This window comes from Chryseobacterium sp. TB1-D10 (genome assembly GCF_059803555.1).
The window spans coordinates 267,977-284,036 of sequence record NZ_JAPFHB010000002.1 but is presented as its reverse complement, the minus strand read 5'-3'; the positions used below and the strand labels follow the sequence as shown (position 1 = coordinate 284,036).

At 34.3% G+C, this 16,060-nt stretch carries 21 protein-coding genes; 16 read left to right on the top strand and 5 right to left on the bottom strand.

The features are described 5' to 3' along the window. Window positions 1-214: 214 nt before the first annotated feature. Window positions 215-1,723, bottom strand: coding sequence for an acyl-CoA dehydrogenase family protein (locus OPU68_RS03690; protein WP_498472643.1), 1,509 nt, complete (start codon window positions 1,721-1,723; stop codon window positions 215-217). 372 nt (window positions 1,724-2,095) lie between these two features. Between OPU68_RS03690 and OPU68_RS03685 the strand changes: the two genes are divergently transcribed. From OPU68_RS03685 to OPU68_RS03660, 6 genes are all read left to right on the top strand, one after another. Continuing rightward, the gene (locus tag OPU68_RS03685; protein WP_498472642.1) at window positions 2,096-2,686 is read left to right on the top strand and encodes a YciE/YciF ferroxidase family protein; all 591 of its coding nucleotides are present in this window, start codon (window positions 2,096-2,098) and stop codon (window positions 2,684-2,686) included. Between the two features lie 67 nt (window positions 2,687-2,753). Beyond that, a complete protein-coding gene (locus tag OPU68_RS03680; protein ID WP_498472641.1) occupies window positions 2,754-3,368 on the top strand; it encodes a hypothetical protein in 615 nt (204 codons plus the stop codon). Between the two features lie 523 nt (window positions 3,369-3,891). Beyond that, the gene (locus OPU68_RS03675) at window positions 3,892-4,407 is read left to right on the top strand and encodes a DUF2975 domain-containing protein (protein WP_498472640.1); all 516 of its coding nucleotides are present in this window, start codon (window positions 3,892-3,894) and stop codon (window positions 4,405-4,407) included. A gap of 2 nt (window positions 4,408-4,409) precedes the next feature. Continuing rightward, window positions 4,410-4,616, top strand: coding sequence for a helix-turn-helix domain-containing protein (locus OPU68_RS03670; protein ID WP_034966009.1), 207 nt, complete (start codon window positions 4,410-4,412; stop codon window positions 4,614-4,616). A 123-nt stretch (window positions 4,617-4,739) separates the two neighbouring features. Beyond that, the gene (locus OPU68_RS03665) at window positions 4,740-5,612 is read left to right on the top strand and encodes an ABC transporter ATP-binding protein (RefSeq protein WP_498472639.1); all 873 of its coding nucleotides are present in this window, start codon (window positions 4,740-4,742) and stop codon (window positions 5,610-5,612) included. 2 nt (window positions 5,613-5,614) lie between these two features. Continuing rightward, on the top strand, window positions 5,615-8,791 hold the full coding sequence (locus OPU68_RS03660) for an ABC transporter permease/M1 family aminopeptidase (RefSeq protein WP_498472638.1): 3,177 nt from the start codon (window positions 5,615-5,617) through the stop codon (window positions 8,789-8,791). 153 nt (window positions 8,792-8,944) lie between these two features. On the opposite strand, the gene OPU68_RS03655 is transcribed toward OPU68_RS03660, so the two are convergent. Beyond that, complete coding sequence (locus tag OPU68_RS03655; RefSeq protein ID WP_498472637.1) at window positions 8,945-9,115, bottom strand: hypothetical protein; 171 nt, start codon at window positions 9,113-9,115, stop codon at window positions 8,945-8,947. A gap of 452 nt (window positions 9,116-9,567) precedes the next feature. On the opposite strand from OPU68_RS03655, the gene OPU68_RS03650 reads away from it, so the two are divergent. From OPU68_RS03650 to OPU68_RS03625, 6 genes are all read left to right on the top strand, one after another. Further along, window positions 9,568-10,032, top strand: a complete 465-nt coding sequence (locus OPU68_RS03650) for a MarR family winged helix-turn-helix transcriptional regulator (protein ID WP_498472636.1) — start codon at window positions 9,568-9,570, stop codon at window positions 10,030-10,032. Between the two features lie 149 nt (window positions 10,033-10,181). Next, a complete protein-coding gene (locus OPU68_RS03645) occupies window positions 10,182-10,667 on the top strand; it encodes a hypothetical protein (protein WP_498472635.1) in 486 nt (161 codons plus the stop codon). Further along, entirely contained in the window at window positions 10,654-10,947 is a 294-nt protein-coding gene (locus OPU68_RS03640) for a hypothetical protein (RefSeq protein WP_498472634.1), read from the top strand. Before OPU68_RS03645 ends, OPU68_RS03640 begins: the two co-directional genes overlap by 14 nt. A gap of 58 nt (window positions 10,948-11,005) precedes the next feature. After that, window positions 11,006-11,677 carry a serine hydrolase domain-containing protein gene (locus OPU68_RS03635; protein ID WP_498472633.1) on the top strand — a complete coding sequence of 224 codons (672 nt, stop codon included), beginning with the start codon at window positions 11,006-11,008 and terminating at the stop codon, window positions 11,675-11,677. 53 nt (window positions 11,678-11,730) lie between these two features. Continuing rightward, window positions 11,731-11,919: a hypothetical protein gene (locus OPU68_RS03630; protein WP_498472632.1), complete on the top strand. Its 189-nt coding sequence runs from the start codon at window positions 11,731-11,733 to the stop codon at window positions 11,917-11,919. Beyond that, a complete protein-coding gene (locus OPU68_RS03625) occupies window positions 11,909-12,097 on the top strand; it encodes a hypothetical protein (protein WP_498472631.1) in 189 nt (62 codons plus the stop codon). Before OPU68_RS03630 ends, OPU68_RS03625 begins: the two co-directional genes overlap by 11 nt. 157 nt (window positions 12,098-12,254) lie before the next feature. On the opposite strand, the gene OPU68_RS03620 is transcribed toward OPU68_RS03625, so the two are convergent. Then, the gene (locus tag OPU68_RS03620) at window positions 12,255-12,512 is read right to left on the bottom strand and encodes a hypothetical protein (protein ID WP_498472630.1); all 258 of its coding nucleotides are present in this window, start codon (window positions 12,510-12,512) and stop codon (window positions 12,255-12,257) included. Between the two features lie 323 nt (window positions 12,513-12,835). Between OPU68_RS03620 and OPU68_RS03615 the strand changes: the two genes are divergently transcribed. The 3 genes from OPU68_RS03615 to OPU68_RS03605 all read left to right on the top strand — a co-directional run bounded on the left by OPU68_RS03615 (window position 12,836) and on the right by OPU68_RS03605 (window position 14,197). Next, a complete protein-coding gene (locus tag OPU68_RS03615; RefSeq protein WP_498472629.1) occupies window positions 12,836-13,387 on the top strand; it encodes a hypothetical protein in 552 nt (183 codons plus the stop codon). A 30-nt stretch (window positions 13,388-13,417) separates the two neighbouring features. Continuing rightward, window positions 13,418-13,939, top strand: coding sequence for an STM3941 family protein (locus OPU68_RS03610; RefSeq protein WP_498472628.1), 522 nt, complete (start codon window positions 13,418-13,420; stop codon window positions 13,937-13,939). A 96-nt stretch (window positions 13,940-14,035) separates the two neighbouring features. Next, window positions 14,036-14,197, top strand: a complete 162-nt coding sequence (locus OPU68_RS03605; RefSeq protein WP_498472627.1) for a hypothetical protein — start codon at window positions 14,036-14,038, stop codon at window positions 14,195-14,197. A gap of 100 nt (window positions 14,198-14,297) precedes the next feature. On the opposite strand, the gene OPU68_RS03600 is transcribed toward OPU68_RS03605, so the two are convergent. Next, entirely contained in the window at window positions 14,298-14,906 is a 609-nt protein-coding gene (locus tag OPU68_RS03600; protein ID WP_498472626.1) for a hypothetical protein, read from the bottom strand. A 480-nt stretch (window positions 14,907-15,386) separates the two neighbouring features. On the opposite strand from OPU68_RS03600, the gene OPU68_RS03595 reads away from it, so the two are divergent. Further along, window positions 15,387-15,605: a hypothetical protein gene (locus tag OPU68_RS03595; protein WP_498472625.1), complete on the top strand. Its 219-nt coding sequence runs from the start codon at window positions 15,387-15,389 to the stop codon at window positions 15,603-15,605. Between the two features lie 190 nt (window positions 15,606-15,795). Here the strand turns inward: OPU68_RS03595 and OPU68_RS03590 are convergent, their stop codons facing one another. Continuing rightward, window positions 15,796-16,017, bottom strand: a complete 222-nt coding sequence (locus OPU68_RS03590; protein ID WP_498472624.1) for a hypothetical protein — start codon at window positions 16,015-16,017, stop codon at window positions 15,796-15,798. Window positions 16,018-16,060: the final 43 nt, after the last annotated feature.

Genomic DNA, 16,060 nt, shown 5'->3' with positions numbered 1-16,060 from the left:
AAAATTGGTATTCTAAACTGTGACAGAAAAAGCAAGGCAGACACCTCTGTTTATAAATTATAATGCAAATGTACAACATTAATATGAAACAAACACTATTTTAATTGATTGATTTTCAAATTAATATTATTTAAATGATTATTGAAAATTTATAAATTAAAAAATGACCTCAAAACGATTAGCCTTGAGGTCATTACCTTTTTATACTTGATGATTATGCAAATGCCATCCAGTCACTATTACCAAGATCTTCCAAAGCTGAAATATCTTTGTGGTGATTCAATGACGCAAGCAAAGACACAATTTCCTGTCTTACCATTTCAATGGAATTATCTGTCAACTGCTGACTGAAACCTTCGTTATTAAGTTCTAAAAGATCATTAACGGTAACAACTCTTGCAATAATTTTCCCAAGATCGATCATTTTTCTTTGAGAAATCGGACTTCCAATTGTGAAATCAAATTCTTTTTTATAAAGTTTTGAGGCGTTGCTCGTCAATTCATTAATAGAAAGATACTCTCCAAGGTTTTCCGTTTTTTTCTTCTTCATATCTTTCAGAATTCCTTCTGAGATCTGCGTGTAAAGCATTTCATTTGATCCTTCAAAGATTTGGAAAGGACGGCTGTCCATAATTCCTCTTCCTCCGATATGGCTCAATCTGTAACCTTTTCCGCCAGAAAGCTGAACCAACATTTGCGCAGATTCCTGCATCATATCTGTCACCAAAGCTTTCATACTGTTCGCGTGAACACCGCTCCCTGAAACATCGTGGTCTATTCCACTTACTTTGCAGCTCTTTGCACACATTGCTGAACAGAGTGTGAAGAACGACTGCATTTTTGCCAACTGAAACTGAACCTGATCCAAAGAAAAAAGATTGGAAGTTCCTACGATTCTTTCTTTGCAATGCGTTGTAGCCTCGTCCATCATTCTTTTCAGAAATCCCATTCCCATTCCCGGGAACTGGAATCTGCTTCTGTGAAGAACGTCGAGCATTAGTTTAAGACCTGTGGATTCCGGAATCAGTTTATTCTCCTCAGGAACTTGGATGTCAACTTTATTAAGACCATAAGGAATCATATATAATCCCGCATTGTCATAATATTCTAAAACTTCGATATTTTGATTTGGTTTGTGCGTATCTGCGATGAAGAAATCTACATCTCTACCAAGATTCCCTTCTGCATTGGCGTTTCTGGAAGTGATCAGCCAATAATTCGCCAATCCTGTAAGACCTTGCCAGTGTTTTGTACCTTTGATGTGGTATTTTCCGTCTTTTAATTCGTTTTGCGTGCGCATACTAAGCGCGTCACTACCGTAATCCGGTTCAGTGATCATCAAACCACCCATTGCACCGTAATCCAGAAAATGTTTGAATATATCTCCCTTGATAAGGTCATTTCCGTATTTTGCCAAAGGCTCCAGAAACAATGCGATATTGATCCCAAAAGTCAAAGACAAAGGCAGAGATTCATAAGAAGCTGCGGAAAGAATCCCAAGACATTCTTTTACTTTTACACCTCTACCGCCATATTCTTTTGGAATGGCAACGGATAAAGGTTTTAAATTGAAAATTTCTTTCCATACACTCGGAGGCAAACCTCTTGAAAGACTTAGCTGATCTATATTTTCTTTTTGAAAAAGAGACGAAATTGATGTTTTGAAACGGTTTAAAAATTCTGTGTAAGAATCTGTAGGAAGATTTAATGCTAATGCATTCATAGTTTGAGAGATAAAAGTGCTGCAAGCCATTTTTACAGCAAAATAATAAGGTGAAGCGAATGGCAATTGTATTAATAATTTAATATCAGCAGCTCCACAGTGATATATTGAAGCAAAGGTAGTATTAAATAATTGGTTTACACCATATTGATAAAATTTAAGTTGATACCAAAAATAAAATAAATTTTAAAATTAAAAAATCTTATTTTATATAATTTTCATTAAATCACGATTGTCAATTAATTAACAAAACTATTAAAATAATCTAATACGTTTATTAATAAAAGGTTATGTTAACCATACTTGATAATATAACCAGCGTTGGTATAGTAATTGTTTAATCAATTTTAACTTATAAAAAATATTATCATTATGGCAACTAAATCCACACTAGCTAAGAAAACAACCACAAAAACTGCAGCTGCAAAAACCACAACTGCAAAAACTAACGCTAAAAAAACACCAGCAAAATCAGATGCTGCTAAAGAACTGAAAGATCTTTTTGAAGACAGCCTTAAAGATATCTATTGGGCGGAAAAAGCTCTTGTAAAAGCACTTCCAAAAATGCATAAAAATGCAACGGATGCAAAACTTAAACAAGCCATAAGTGATCACCTTGACCAAACAAAAAATCATGTCGTTCGATTAGAAGATTGCTTCAAAGCATTAGGCAAAAAAGCACAGGCAAAGAAATGTGATGCAATGCAAGGTCTTTTGGATGAAGGCGAGAGCATTGTGGAAGAGACACAGCCGGGATCTGTAAGAGATGCAGGAATCATTGCTGCTTCTCAAAAAGTTGAGCATTATGAAATCGCAACTTATGGTACATTGGCAGCTTTTGCAAAAGTATTGAAAGAAAAAAAATGTCTGAAAAACTTATTAGAAACTCTGGAAGAAGAAAAAACATGTGACGAATTACTCACCAGTATTGCAGATACAAATCTCAATTCCAAAGCAAAATAAATCAATCACATAGATTCCGGCTCGTCCGGAATTTATTTTTTGACATATAATACAGACTAAAGAACCAATGAAACCTAAGCAAATCCCGGGAATCCCACAACAGAAAAAAGGAAGTTTCCACGACACAGAAAAATATATTCATTTTGAGAATTCGGAAATTACCGATAAGAATTTTGAAATATTGAAAAACCGTTTTTTTTTAATTAATCAATGGGAAAATTACTGCGATAAAAAGTCTGCAGAGTTTAGACTTCACGATCCTACTGGCACTCCTATTTCTAGATCACCTCAGGAAAACGACCTTATCAGAATCAAAATTCCAGGACCTGGAAATCCGGAATCAAATGGTTATGAATGGGTAAAAATCGAAAAAATATCCAATCAACTTCCAAATGTGGGCGAGATTGAGAATATTACGATGATTTGTATTCCGACAAAGGTTCCAGGTCAAAACAAGAGCAAGCACATTGCTCATTTTTATTCAGAAAAATCAACATCTAATTTCAGAATTTCAAGAGGTTCAAAATTTATAAAAATCGGGATCTATGGCAGAAACGAAACACCAAATATGAACACCAGTTTCATCGGTAAGATGAGAAATTCATTGATTGGAATTGGTGGAATGTTTGGAATATCTAAAATACAGTGGAAAATTTTTGCAGAGAAAATAATAGAGTTTTAAGCTAAAATTCTTATCTAAAAAATCCGATAAACAAATTTGTTTACCGGATTTTTTTAGCATTTTTTAGTAAAGATCCCAAATTTCTACTTAAATCAGCATTAAAATATTTATGGGCTTAGATATTCTAATTTTTTTATTTGATTTTTGGTATTCTTTAATCCTTTCAAACCAATTCCATTAGGTTATAAAATTACCCCGTCAAATTAATACTTAAATTCTAATATATAAAAGTGTTCTCTCAACTCACACTAAAAGAGATGCTGATCTTTCTCGGCTAATATCTTTTAATGCAAATCTAATCTGCCCATTTTAGAAATAACTTGAGTTGGGATAACATATTTACTGGTTACTTAATAATAGGATAAGATATTATCAAAAAAAAGCCATCTGTAGCATATCTGAGTCACCCTCATTACTAATTCCTGATTTGAAAGGTTACTTAATAAAAATAATATAATTAAATTAATTAATGTTTTACGATAATTAATTATATATTTGCAGTAATAAATTAATTGATCATCCTATGAAGCAGAGTAAGAATATTTCAAAGATCCTGTACTATCTGTGCATTTTGTTATCAGCAGGTTATCTGCTTACATTCATCTATTCGGTCTGTTGCCTTTTAACCGGTTTTGCTGTTACACCTTACAAGGATAATTTATATCTGCACATCAATTATCCATTTACAGAGCAGCCATTTCTGAACATTGAAAACAATTATCCCTATATCATCCTGTCTTTTTTACTGGTTTTAGTAACATACGGTATCTTTTTCTGGTTGTCAGCAAAAGTGTTCAGGGTTTTCTTTCAGACAAAATTATTTACCGAAGAAAATATATTACACCTTAAAAGATTTTATAGCTATAATATTTTCTTACCACTCCCTATCGTCATTATGGCAAGTTTTTTCGTAGAAGTTGAAACAATTATATGGGGACTGGTCTTTATCCATTTTATGTTGGGAATTTTCTGTTTTTTCCTTGCCAATATTTTTAAACAGGGATTACATTTACAAAACGAACAAGATCTATTTATATAAAAATGCCAATTATCATCAACTTAGACGTTATGCTTGCCAAACGAAAAATGCAGAGCAAAGAATTGGCAGAGAAACTGGGAATCAGCACTGTCAACCTCTCTGTTCTTAAAACGGGAAAAGCAAAAGGTGTGCGTTTCGATACGCTGGAAGCAATCTGCAAAGCACTGGAATGTCAGCCAGGAGATATTCTGGAGTATAAAGAGGAATAAATCAAATATTTCAAAAGGCTTTTGTGACTTTTGGTTATAAAGCTTTACCATAAACATTTTTTACACACATTTTGAAAAGCAATGGAAACGTTGCCAGGATTTCTATTATCTAAAATCAATCCTATGAATACCTTACACATTAACAATCTAAACCTCACTTACAAAAATGGTTTTCAGGCCATTAAAAATATTTCTCTGGAAGTAGAAAACGGTATGTTCGGTTTATTAGGACCTAACGGAGCCGGAAAATCGTCTCTAATGAAAACCATTGTAGGCCTGCAGAAACCAACTTCTGGAAGTACCATTTTCAACGGTATCGATGTTTCTGAAAGCCCCGATTATATCAAACAAAATCTCGGATTTCTTCCCCAGGATTTTGGCGTTTATCCCAAAGTATCGGCCTACGATCTTTTGCAGCATATCGCCATATTGAAAGGAATTAAAGACAGTTCCGAACGAAAGAACCAGATTTTAAACCTGTTGGAAAAAGTCAATCTTTCTGATTTTAAAAATAAGGAAGTCCATACCTTTTCCGGAGGAATGAAACAGCGTTTTGGCGTTGCGCAGGCTTTGCTGGGAAATCCTAAAATCATAATCGTTGACGAACCGACTGCCGGCTTAGATCCTGAAGAACGGAATCGATTCAATTCTTTGCTCAACGAAATTAGTAATGATGTGATCGTCATTCTTTCTACCCATTTGGTCGAAGATGTCCGAAATCTTTGCTCAAAAGTTGCCATTATTAATCAGGGGCAACTTCTTAGCCAGGGAAAGCCAAACAAACTGATTGCTGAACTGGAAAATAAGATCTGGTCAAAACCTATTGGAAAAGATGAGCTGGAAAATTATCAATCCAATTATAGAATCATCAGTCAGCAATTGATTGAAAGAGAATTGTACATCACTGCATTCTCGGAACAGCAGCTTCAAGATTTTTCTTCAGTAAAACCTTCATTGGAGCACGTTTATTTCCATACGCTCACTCAAAAACCTTAGTTATGAATGCTTTATTTTTATTCGAGGGCAGACGTCTTGTAAAACGTTGGCCGGCATATCTTGGTGCCTTAATTCTAGTATTGATCGGCATTTTCTGCGGGAACCAGTTCAATCTTACAGTCGGGGATGGAATTTATTTGAATTCACCGTACACCATTGGTTTTATGACCGGAATATTGAGTCTGGTCATCATTTTTTTCGCAATCATTTATGCCAGTCAGATTCTGTTTAAAGATTGGGATTCAAAATTTGATATTCTTATTTTCTCGTATCCATTTTCAAAACGAATTTATTTGCAGGGGAAGTTCCTTATTTTTTTTCTACAGACTTTTCTAAGTTTTACATTTTTGATGACCGGATTTGTGATTGGACAGAATTTCCGGACGGGAAGTGAAATCCATCCTTATTTCAACTTTTGGCATTACTTCTACCCTCTTCTGATTTTCGGAGGAATCAATTGTTTTATAGTGTGCAGTTTTTTGTTTTTCATCTCATTCATTATGAAGAAAAAGCTTCTGGTCGTTGTCGGTGGGTTGTTTCTTTATGTTCTTTATATGATTATTCTGGTATTTTCCAACTCTCCATTTATGGCAGGAAGCTTACCACAATCATTGGAAGTACAGCAATTGTCGGCATTGATTGATCCTTTTGGAATGTCATCTTATTTTTTTGAAGCAAGAACATTATCCGCTCAGCAAAAGAATGAACTGATTGTTCCGTTCTCGGGATATTTATTAATCAACAGAATCGTTTTTCTGATTATTTCAATCCTGCTTTTATTATTGACTTACAGATTATTTTCTTTCTCAACATTTTCTCAAAACAAAAGTAAAAACAGGAACAAAAATCAGATAGCAATTGTTTCTTTTACTAATAATTTAGGGCAATTTACAACCACAAAATCAGTATTTGGAATTTCTGCCGGGATAAAATCTGTTGTATCATTTGCAAAAATAGACCTGATTTACCTTTTTAAAAGCATCACTATTGTTGCCGTTTCAATATTGCTCTTATTTTTTGTCGGAATGGAAATGTATGCCGAGATCGAAAAAGGAATTCGCCTTCCTCAAAAATATGCAAGTTCGGGATTGATATCTACCACTATTTCGGAGAATTTTCATTTGTTTGGAATGTTAATTGTCATTTACTTTATCAACGATTTGTATTGGAGAAGTCATTCATCGGGATTTTCACTGATTGAAAAAAGCACTTATTTTTCTAAAAGCAAACTGAACGGACATTTTCTTTCTGTATGTATTTTATTATTCTTTCTTACAGCGATTCTGATTTTGGAAGGATTAGCATTTCAGCTTGTTTACAACTATTTTTATATCGACTGTAATGCATATTCAGGAACAATCCTCTTCAATACTTTCCCGCTGATTCTTTTCTCAGCTTTTATATTGTTGATCAATGACAATATCAAAAATCGTTTTGTTGCTCTGGGGGTTTCTGTTCTTGCAGGTTTTACGTTTGCCGGACCAGTCTCAAAAAAGATTATTTCTTATTCACTATTAAGGATTTTTTCAGATTATAAAGGCGCTTACAGTGATTTCAATGGGTATGGAATCTATGCAGCAGCTTTTGCTGAAAGATTATTATTCGGATTAGGCCTGATTGCTTTTTTATGGCTGATTAATGAATTCATCAAAACTAAAAAATGGAATGTCAGACAAATCATTTTCACAGTCATTTTATTATCAATTGGCGTTTTTACAGGAAGTCTTTTTATGAAAGATTATATTCCACAAAATGAAGATGAGAAAATACTTCAGTCTGTTCAATATGAAAAGAAATTCAAAAAATATGAAACCCTGCCGCAGCCAACGATTACAGATGTAATCACTGAAATTCAGCTTTATCCGTCTGAAAATTCATATAAGATCGATGGTAAATATCAACTGGTCAATCACACCGACAAACCCATTAAAAAGATTTTAATTAATTTTCATCCAGATTTGAAAATAGAATCTGCGGTTTTCAATACAAATTATGAATCAAAAAAGATCAATCAGGAAGTCACTGAAATTTCTTTAAAACAGCCCTTACAGCCTGGAGAAATAGCCAGCCTTAATTTTAAAATTTCTTATCAGTGGTCTGCCGTTAATGGTCACGATTCATTCAATTCCATCATAGAAAATGGTTCTTTTATGAGAATCAGCCGATATTTTCCAACGTTCGGTTATCAAGCTACTAATGAAATTGAAAATGAAGGAAAACGGACTGAATTTAAATTGGGAAAACAATCGGAATTAAAAAAGTTGGAAGCTCCGGAAGTGTTCAAGAAGGATTTTATCAATTTGGATATGCTCATTTCCACAGAAAAAGACCAGACTGCTGTAGGAACCGGAGATCTAATTCAACATTATAGTAAAAATAACAGAACCTATTTCCGGTATAAAGCTGAAAATATTCCGTTTCGCTTCGCTGTTTCTTCCGCAAAATATCAAATAAAAACCACAGTTTATAAAGGCATAGCAATCAATATTTTTTACAATCAAAAACATTCGGAAAATGTGAATCATCTGATTGAAAATGCGAAACTCACTTTAGATTACTGCACGCAAAATTTTGGTAAGTATCCCTTCAAAACCATCAACTTTGCAGAAGTTTCTTCCTTCACGAAAGGTTTTGCAGCCACCGCCTATCCTTCATCTATTTTTATGACAGAAGATATGTTGTTTCACGCGAACATCAATTCAGATCAGAATCAGGACGTAGTTAATGAGCTTGCGGGGCACGAGCTTTCACATCTCTGGTGGGGAAACAGCCAAATCGATCCTGATGACAGAGAAGGTGCCGTGATGCTGACCGAAACTTTAGCTATGTATACCGAAATGATGCTTTACAAAAAGATGCACGGTAAAGAAAAAATGATGGAAAGAATAAACGTTCACCAGCAAATTTATGACAATGAAAAAGGTCTGTCCGAGATTCAGCCACTTTACAAAGTTATGGCAGAAAACACGCACATTTCATATTCTAAGGGCGCAGTGATGATGGCGAAATTGAGTGAAATAATAGGTGAAGATCAGGTAAACATAGCCCTTAAAAATTTTCTTTTGCATAACCATTATCCCAAAAAACCCACCACTCTTGACTTACTAAAAGAGTTTTATAAGGTGAGTCCTAATGAACCGGTTAAAAGGAAAGTTGACATTTTATTCAGATCGAAATAACTTTTGATATATCCAAGAAGTTTTAGTAATTCAAATAGCAGTTATTTACATTGCTACAAATCATTAAAGTAAAAAAGCTCCGACAAATATCAGGGCAAATTTTAGTAATCTCAAAATTTAAAAAACTAAACATAATTTCCGGCGGTTAGCTCATTAATTTATTCTGACAGAAAATTCATTGATAAGTAGTCGGGCTTTCGGCATGGAAGCCAGAAAACCATTGTCATCATCCCGGTAGCCAAATGATAAGATAACTGAAGCGTTAAGCCCATTTTCGGATAGACCTAAACCTTCATCAACCAGCTTCGGGTCATAGCCTTCCATAGGCGTTGCTTAGCTTAGATTGACTCTCATACAAAGAACAGGGCAAATTAATAATGTTCATTTGCGATATATCCTTTGAGAATATTAAGGACCAAAATTTCAATGTACTGCAATTGCATCTTGTGAGGCTTCTGATTTTTCTATGGCTGATTAACATTCAGGCAGGCACAAGGAAAACTGCGATCAATTCATTGTAAGTGATAAGAAAAGTATTGATGAAAGTTTGAAATATTTTTGCGGAGGTTCTGGAATCCCTGATTCCGGATATCCAAAATGATTTTTTTCCACAGTGACAAAAGAATATATTTGCTATAGAAAATCAATTCGCCTCATATGAGAAATATGAGTTGAAATAAAGTCAAAATCCAAACTTCAATTTCAAGTTGATTACACTAAAATTGGTTGATACATTTCAATTTTCATCAATCAAATCATCAAACATCTGAAACAAATTGAAAAAATACAAATTACGATTTTTGATTAATGTATCTTTTGTGTTGTTTTCTAAAATTACAAAAAAAACAAACTACAGTAATGGTCATCTGATTAATATATGTAGTCAAAATAAACTATGCTATGAATTAGACTTTATCAGAGATCTTGGATACAAGGCACTCGATAGCCGATTGAAAAGAATAAGTGACCCTATGTCGCACGATGTAAGAAAATTTTATAAAGAGTTTAATATAGATATTGAGCCTAATTGGTACCTTGTATTTATGCTGTTGCAAAAAGAAGAGGAGATTCCAATTGCAGCTATAACTGACGCCTTGGGCTACGCTCATCCCTCGGTTGTAATTATCGTAAAAAAGATTGCAGACAAAGGCTATCTGCATGTCAAAAAAGACAATACCGACAAGCGAAAGCAGATGGTATCGCTATCTGATAAAGCAATTAAAATGTTGCCACAGTTATAGCATATCTGGCACAGCTGCGAAAGATCGATCTTACAGTTGCTGTCTGATAACATTGGTATCCTTCATTATCTGGATAGTATAGATCAGGAACTGAAAAAAAAATCTTTTTATGACAGATTCAAGCAAGAATACTTAAAATCAAATATCTCATGAAGGTAACAATATCCATCATTCTATTTCTTTTCTCCTGTACTATGGTTTCTGCTACAGAAACAAAACTGATGGTAAGAGCAAAGGCAAGAGATGCAAAATTCATCGGCAGTTCTCTTGGTGGTGCCTATGGCATTATCAGAAATAAGCTAAATCAGCAGATCTTGGCTGAAGGCAAGACCATCGGCAGTACAGGCAATACAGATCTGATCATGAAAGATCCTAAAATGAGAGGAAGTTCAATTACTGATGCACAAACAGCAGGTTTTCTGGCCCAAATCGATATTAACGAACCTACACACGTCAGCATAGAAGTGGTGTCTCCCTATAATCACAGACAGGCTCAAGCAAAAGTAAGCACGGAATTATGGCTGATTCCCGGGCGGGATATTTTAGGGGATGGAATTATTTTAGAAATTCCGGGGTTTATTATTGATATATTGAATCCCACGGACTCACCAGTACATTTCATTGAAAACGATTAAAGACAATCCATTCCAGATTCAAGCCAACGTTGTAATGATGTGCGGATGCATCATTGATAAAGGTGGTGTTTGGAATTCTGATGAAATCGAAGTGAAAGGCATACTTAAAAAAGATGGGAAATATATTAAGGACATTAAAATGTCATTGACCTCGACAAACCTGTTTGAAGGCAATTTTCTAATTAATACTGCTGGAAATTACGAGCTAATCTTATATGCTTACAATGAGAAAACAGGTAATACAAGGGTTGATAAAGCAAATTATGTAATTTATGAATAACGAAAGATTTTTCTCGTTTACTGGTAAGCCCAGCACTTTCTTTATAATGGCTTGCCTGTTGTTCTTTACATTTTGTATGCCTGGTAAAAATCCTTACCCCGCTTCAGAACAGCAAGATCCCACTCAGGATTCAATCCCAACGATAATCGGCGAGCAAGTCACTAAGCTGATGAAAACTACCGGTTACAAAGCTATTTCAGGCGTTCTTTATATAAAAGGCAAAGCCTATCAATTTCATTATGGCAAATTAAACAATGGAAAAAGTCCGGACAATAATACCATATACGAAATAGGCTCTATTACAAAAAACTACACCGGATTGTTACTTTCTCAAGCGGTTTATGGCCATAAAATCAACCTTGATGATGATATCACGACATATCTTGATTATAAATATCCGAACCTGATCTTAAAGGACGGCATACCTGTAACATTTCGTCATTTGATCACACATACATCCGGACTTCCTTCAGATATCAACTGTTATAAAGGCATAAAGACGACAGAGGAACAATTAACCTGCTTTAAACATTTTAAAAAGGATGATTTTTTTAAGGGATTGAAGAATGTAAGACTGACCGATGATTCGGGCAAGAACTATTATTATTCGGGTGTGGGCATACAGCTGGTTGGTTATATTTTAGAAAGGTTTACCAATCATCCTCCCACGATCTGTTTCAAAAATATATATTTTCCAGGTCTGGTGAAAAAAACACCGTTTCTACATTGAAAAATAATAACAATTCCAATGTATCTATTGGAAATAACAGTAAAGGTGAACCTATGCCTTTGATAAACGGGTACTACAATTATGCAGGTGGACTGAAATCTACGACAAGCTCAATGCTTGCTTATATAAAGCTCTATATTGAGAGTAATGATCAAGTTGTCAGACAAGCAACAGGTAGATTAGCCGGAATCGACCAGTACGGAAGGGCCTATGCCTGGAATACGTATAACTATGACAGTTAAAAAAAAGATGCTTTATCATAACGGAGGTACTTTTGGACATTCATCCTGGATAGCTCTATACCCCAATCAAAAAATGGGGATATTTTTAGTAACTAATATGGTGACCGATGAATCCCAAGGCAAATTGAACGAGTTATCAAACAGCATCATTGACAAGATTACAAATGAGTCTAAATAACTTTCGCTTTGATCAAAGGGATTTACAGGATAATGCGTTCAGTTAATTTCATTATAATGGGTGCAAGTAACGCCTCTTTTGCTGGGATTTGTCTTACAGAATTTGCTAAAAAATCAACTAATCGCAATTTTCCAAGCAGGTTTGAATAAATCCTTGCTCAGTGATCATACATCCCAGTCTCTTGCAACTCCTTTCCGTTATACTTATAATTCTTGTAAGAACCCCTGACCAAAAAAGCACTACCGTTAGCACTTAAATGGTTGATAACAAGGAGATAGTAATTATTAGAATGTTTTAAATCCTGAGCTCTTGTACTGCTTCGTGCGAAACTCAACCTTTCATTTCCAAGGTGATCCTTGTACTGGTAGATATAACAGTTTTCCGTAAAGCTATAGTAGACTTCTACCGTTGGCACAAATTGAAATATTGCATTTTCTATAGTACCTCAAAATTTTATACTTAGGATGGTCACCAAACAGGTTAAATGCTTACCGTACATTCGTTGGACTTAAATTTAATCAGAGACGTCTGGAAAGGATCCAAAGCTTGTAGAATTAAAAAATGAACGTATTATACAAATCCAATTTTTATATTAATCCTTAGGTCTGAAATTTGCTAATAGATTCAGCTTAATTGTTAATTGAGTTTTTCCATTAAACATCGGCATTTCAATAAAAATTTAATGAAAATGGATCTGGCATTTAGCATCAAACTGACATTTTAAAATCAATATAAATTATGCAAAACATCATCAAGACTTTTACCAAAAACCACTCCGTAGCATTACTTGTAATTCTGGCGTTTTTTATACAATCCTGCGCAGAGCCGGCCGACAAGTTCTTTACCACAGCAATTTTGAATACGAATACCATAAGTGATTTTGCAACTCCGATCCTCGTAAAACATATAAATGACGAAACAACCGAATTTCCTGATATCCCATCCAGCAAGAAGAATGGTGACGAAGCCAGGAAATTCGTACAAAATAATATTCTGTATAGGGAAAAGTCCCTCAATGATATCAAAGCACTGAATGCAAATTCTGATGACAGAAAAGCAATCAAGGAAAAGTCCGTTGCACTCTATGAGTTTATAATTCCTGTTTATAAAAATGAATATACAAATTATGCGAAGCTTTGCGATAGTAAAGCTGATCAGACCAGTAAAGATGAGTTAGAAAAATCAATTGAGCAAAAGTATGGGGTAAAGTTTGAAAAGATGTACACAGACCTAATGGAAACTGGTAAAATCTTCGCTACTGAAAACAAACTGAATGTTGACTGGAAATAGATCGCAAATAAAATTATATATATCATCTAAATGGAATTTTACAGAGACAAAAGAAAATCACTGAACCTAATTCTGATTTGCGTAGGAATATTGGTAGTTTTCATCGCTATATTTCTTTACAGCATCGGTTTATATGATGATCAAATAAGTACCAAATTAGCTGCTGCCACGGGAATATTCGGTATCATATTAGCTATTGTAATTGTTAATAAACTAAGTGCGCTTCGCGACAAATCCCCTTTACTAATACTCAGTAATGAAGGAATTATTTCCAAAACTACTGCGGTGAGCAAAGCTGCAGAATTGATTCTTTGGAAAGATATTATTGACGTCAATTTAGAAAAGGTAGGTGCTGATACGTTGGTCACTCTTACTGTTGATAAACCAGACCAATATCTTCCGTTGATCAAAAAGAAATTATCAGGAATGCTGACGAATGGACTAACAGACCAGGAAGGAAATCTACCGATAAGTCTCACGGCATCAGAACTGAATATTGGAGCTGTAGAATTATTTACGTTGATCACCTCATTTAGAAAAGAAGTAGGATAATCTAAAATTTACTAACCTAATTATTTTAATAGAAATAGATCAATTCTGAAAATGCCAAAATAAGTATGATTGAATTCTTGCTCATACAACTTGTCAATGAAAGGCAGTATCATTTCCTACATAATTAACAGACTGAAATTTTTCACAATACGGTACGAACCTTCTGTTGTCGTATTAAAATCTGTAGCTTGTGTTGCAAAAGAGTACGAAACTTGCGTCGTTTCTTGTGTTGGGACTATTGATGGGATTGTGTTTTAGATAAATGGGAAACCTGGTGTTTGCTATAAATAGATCAAACACTTAAATGACATTAAATCAGCGCAAAACATTCATATCTATCCAACGACAACTTGTATTTCTACGATTTCTCCAACTTTCTAAGGTCAGACAGCAGTATATATCCAGCAGTTTCTTTACCTTTTGGATTTTTATAGTAAACGTAAACCCAGTTACCAGCTTCTAGCCTATCGAGATTAAGAGTGACCCTATTTCCCTTTACCACATAGGAATTTAGTTTTGTAGCAGCATTCGGTTTTTTATGAAAATAAGATTTAACTGCAGAAACGGTATAATCTCCAGCGGTAGCATCAGTTATTTTATTATACAATCCGGTAAAATCGTCCAGTAAATGATCGACTTCGCAATTATCAAATGATACACGTAATTTCTCCTGTTCCAATGACAAAGTCACTTTACAGTCCGGCTCATTTTCGTTGCTTTTTAAGCTTACTTTATTGGAAATCAATGTGCCGGCACCGTAATATGAGCCTGTTTGTGCACTTGGAGTATTCCACCATGCAAATATCTCTGCTTCGGCGTAATTCCCCTTTTTCATAAAAGAAACATAGCAGTAAGAACCATTTTTGTTCTTCAATTCATAGGTTCCATTTTGCGCAAGCACATTAACACCTGGAAAAAAGGCAAGACAAATGATTGCTGCGAAACCTGCTTTGTGAAGTAATTTCATATTGTAATTCTAAAAGTTTGTAATTTAAAAATAATTGTATCATTCAGTACAAACGATAAAATGATCCTCCAATGATAAATGGCGCAGTTAGCGAATAAAAAATTAATGTCGATTTTGATACATTGAACGTCTGTTTCATCGGAGCATATTTTCATTACTATTCTAATCAATTTTCAAATCCGGGCAATTGCAAACAGTTTATATTTTATAAATTATTCATTTAAAATAATCTCCAAGAACAGAACATTGATTGTAACTTGAACTATACTCAAATATATACTTTCTATATTTAAAATGTTCCATTTTTACAATTTATTGCAAACCCTTAAAAGTAGATTTGTTTAAACAAATTTTAAATTTCTTGAAAAATTAATTTAACGCCAGTTTTTATCACTTTAGGATTAAAAATCAAACATAGCCAGAATAATTTTAATTTTTCTTTGGATAGAAAATTGATTAGAAAAATAAAACAGTAGTCATATGAGTTTAGGAGATTTTTTCAGAAGCCAACTTTCACAGGTTGTAGAGTTGAAAAACCAGCAACCAGATGTTTTGATCCATAAATTCCCGTCAGAAAATGATGAGATAAAGTATGCATCCAAACTTATTGTGGCGATGGGACAGGGAAAATGCCCGATCAAGCGTCTCAATATTTTGATCTATACGTGTAAGCTCAAATTTTATATAATTCCAAAATAATTATAAATGCTTAACTAAAAAATCACAATATTTCAAAACTTTTAGAATGGCGAAACAGACAAGCTTAATCACTTTATAAATGAACTATTAGAAAAGGCAATAAGTAATTCTACATAACTAATGCTTTAAATCAAGTACAATCATTACTGATAAAACTTTATGGAGGTTTAGAACCCTATACTTTAAAAATTTACTTAAAAAAATTATCGTTTGTAAATTTTTCTACAACTCTTTTAAACAAATTGCCATCAACATTTAGTTTAAGTTCTATCTGCCTGTTCAGACCACCCAGAAAAAATGCAGCAACCTTGTTATGCGTTGCAAAATTCGCTGTCGTACGCATTTGATGCTCCGCCCAAGCCTCGTCTATCTGTCCAGATTCAGTAGGAACCGGAAAGTCGGTACCTTCCACAACGTGGGCTAGTTGGAAGACCGATCCCATCGTTAATCCCTGG

What these genes read in the sequence shown, in the direction of transcription:
- OPU68_RS03690 (WP_498472643.1), bottom strand. Translation starts at nt 1,723, where the DNA reads ATGAATGCATTAGCATTAAATCTTCCTACAGATTCTTACACAGAATTT.
- OPU68_RS03685 (WP_498472642.1), top strand. Translation starts at nt 2,096, where the DNA reads ATGGCAACTAAATCCACACTAGCTAAGAAAACAACCACAAAAACTGCA.
- OPU68_RS03680 (WP_498472641.1), top strand. Translation starts at nt 2,754, where the DNA reads ATGAAACCTAAGCAAATCCCGGGAATCCCACAACAGAAAAAAGGAAGT.
- OPU68_RS03675 (WP_498472640.1), top strand. Translation starts at nt 3,892, where the DNA reads ATGAAGCAGAGTAAGAATATTTCAAAGATCCTGTACTATCTGTGCATT.
- OPU68_RS03670 (WP_034966009.1), top strand. Translation starts at nt 4,410, where the DNA reads ATGCCAATTATCATCAACTTAGACGTTATGCTTGCCAAACGAAAAATG.
- OPU68_RS03665 (WP_498472639.1), top strand. Translation starts at nt 4,740, where the DNA reads ATGAATACCTTACACATTAACAATCTAAACCTCACTTACAAAAATGGT.
- OPU68_RS03660 (WP_498472638.1), top strand. Translation starts at nt 5,615, where the DNA reads ATGAATGCTTTATTTTTATTCGAGGGCAGACGTCTTGTAAAACGTTGG.
- OPU68_RS03655 (WP_498472637.1), bottom strand. Translation starts at nt 9,115, where the DNA reads ATGGAAGGCTATGACCCGAAGCTGGTTGATGAAGGTTTAGGTCTATCC.
- OPU68_RS03645 (WP_498472635.1), top strand. Translation starts at nt 10,182, where the DNA reads ATGAAGGTAACAATATCCATCATTCTATTTCTTTTCTCCTGTACTATG.
- OPU68_RS03630 (WP_498472632.1), top strand. Translation starts at nt 11,731, where the DNA reads ATGCCTTTGATAAACGGGTACTACAATTATGCAGGTGGACTGAAATCT.
- OPU68_RS03625 (WP_498472631.1), top strand. Translation starts at nt 11,909, where the DNA reads ATGACAGTTAAAAAAAAGATGCTTTATCATAACGGAGGTACTTTTGGA.
- OPU68_RS03615 (WP_498472629.1), top strand. Translation starts at nt 12,836, where the DNA reads ATGCAAAACATCATCAAGACTTTTACCAAAAACCACTCCGTAGCATTA.
- OPU68_RS03610 (WP_498472628.1), top strand. Translation starts at nt 13,418, where the DNA reads ATGGAATTTTACAGAGACAAAAGAAAATCACTGAACCTAATTCTGATT.
- OPU68_RS03605 (WP_498472627.1), top strand. Translation starts at nt 14,036, where the DNA reads ATGAAAGGCAGTATCATTTCCTACATAATTAACAGACTGAAATTTTTC.
- OPU68_RS03600 (WP_498472626.1), bottom strand. Translation starts at nt 14,906, where the DNA reads ATGAAATTACTTCACAAAGCAGGTTTCGCAGCAATCATTTGTCTTGCC.
- OPU68_RS03595 (WP_498472625.1), top strand. Translation starts at nt 15,387, where the DNA reads ATGAGTTTAGGAGATTTTTTCAGAAGCCAACTTTCACAGGTTGTAGAG.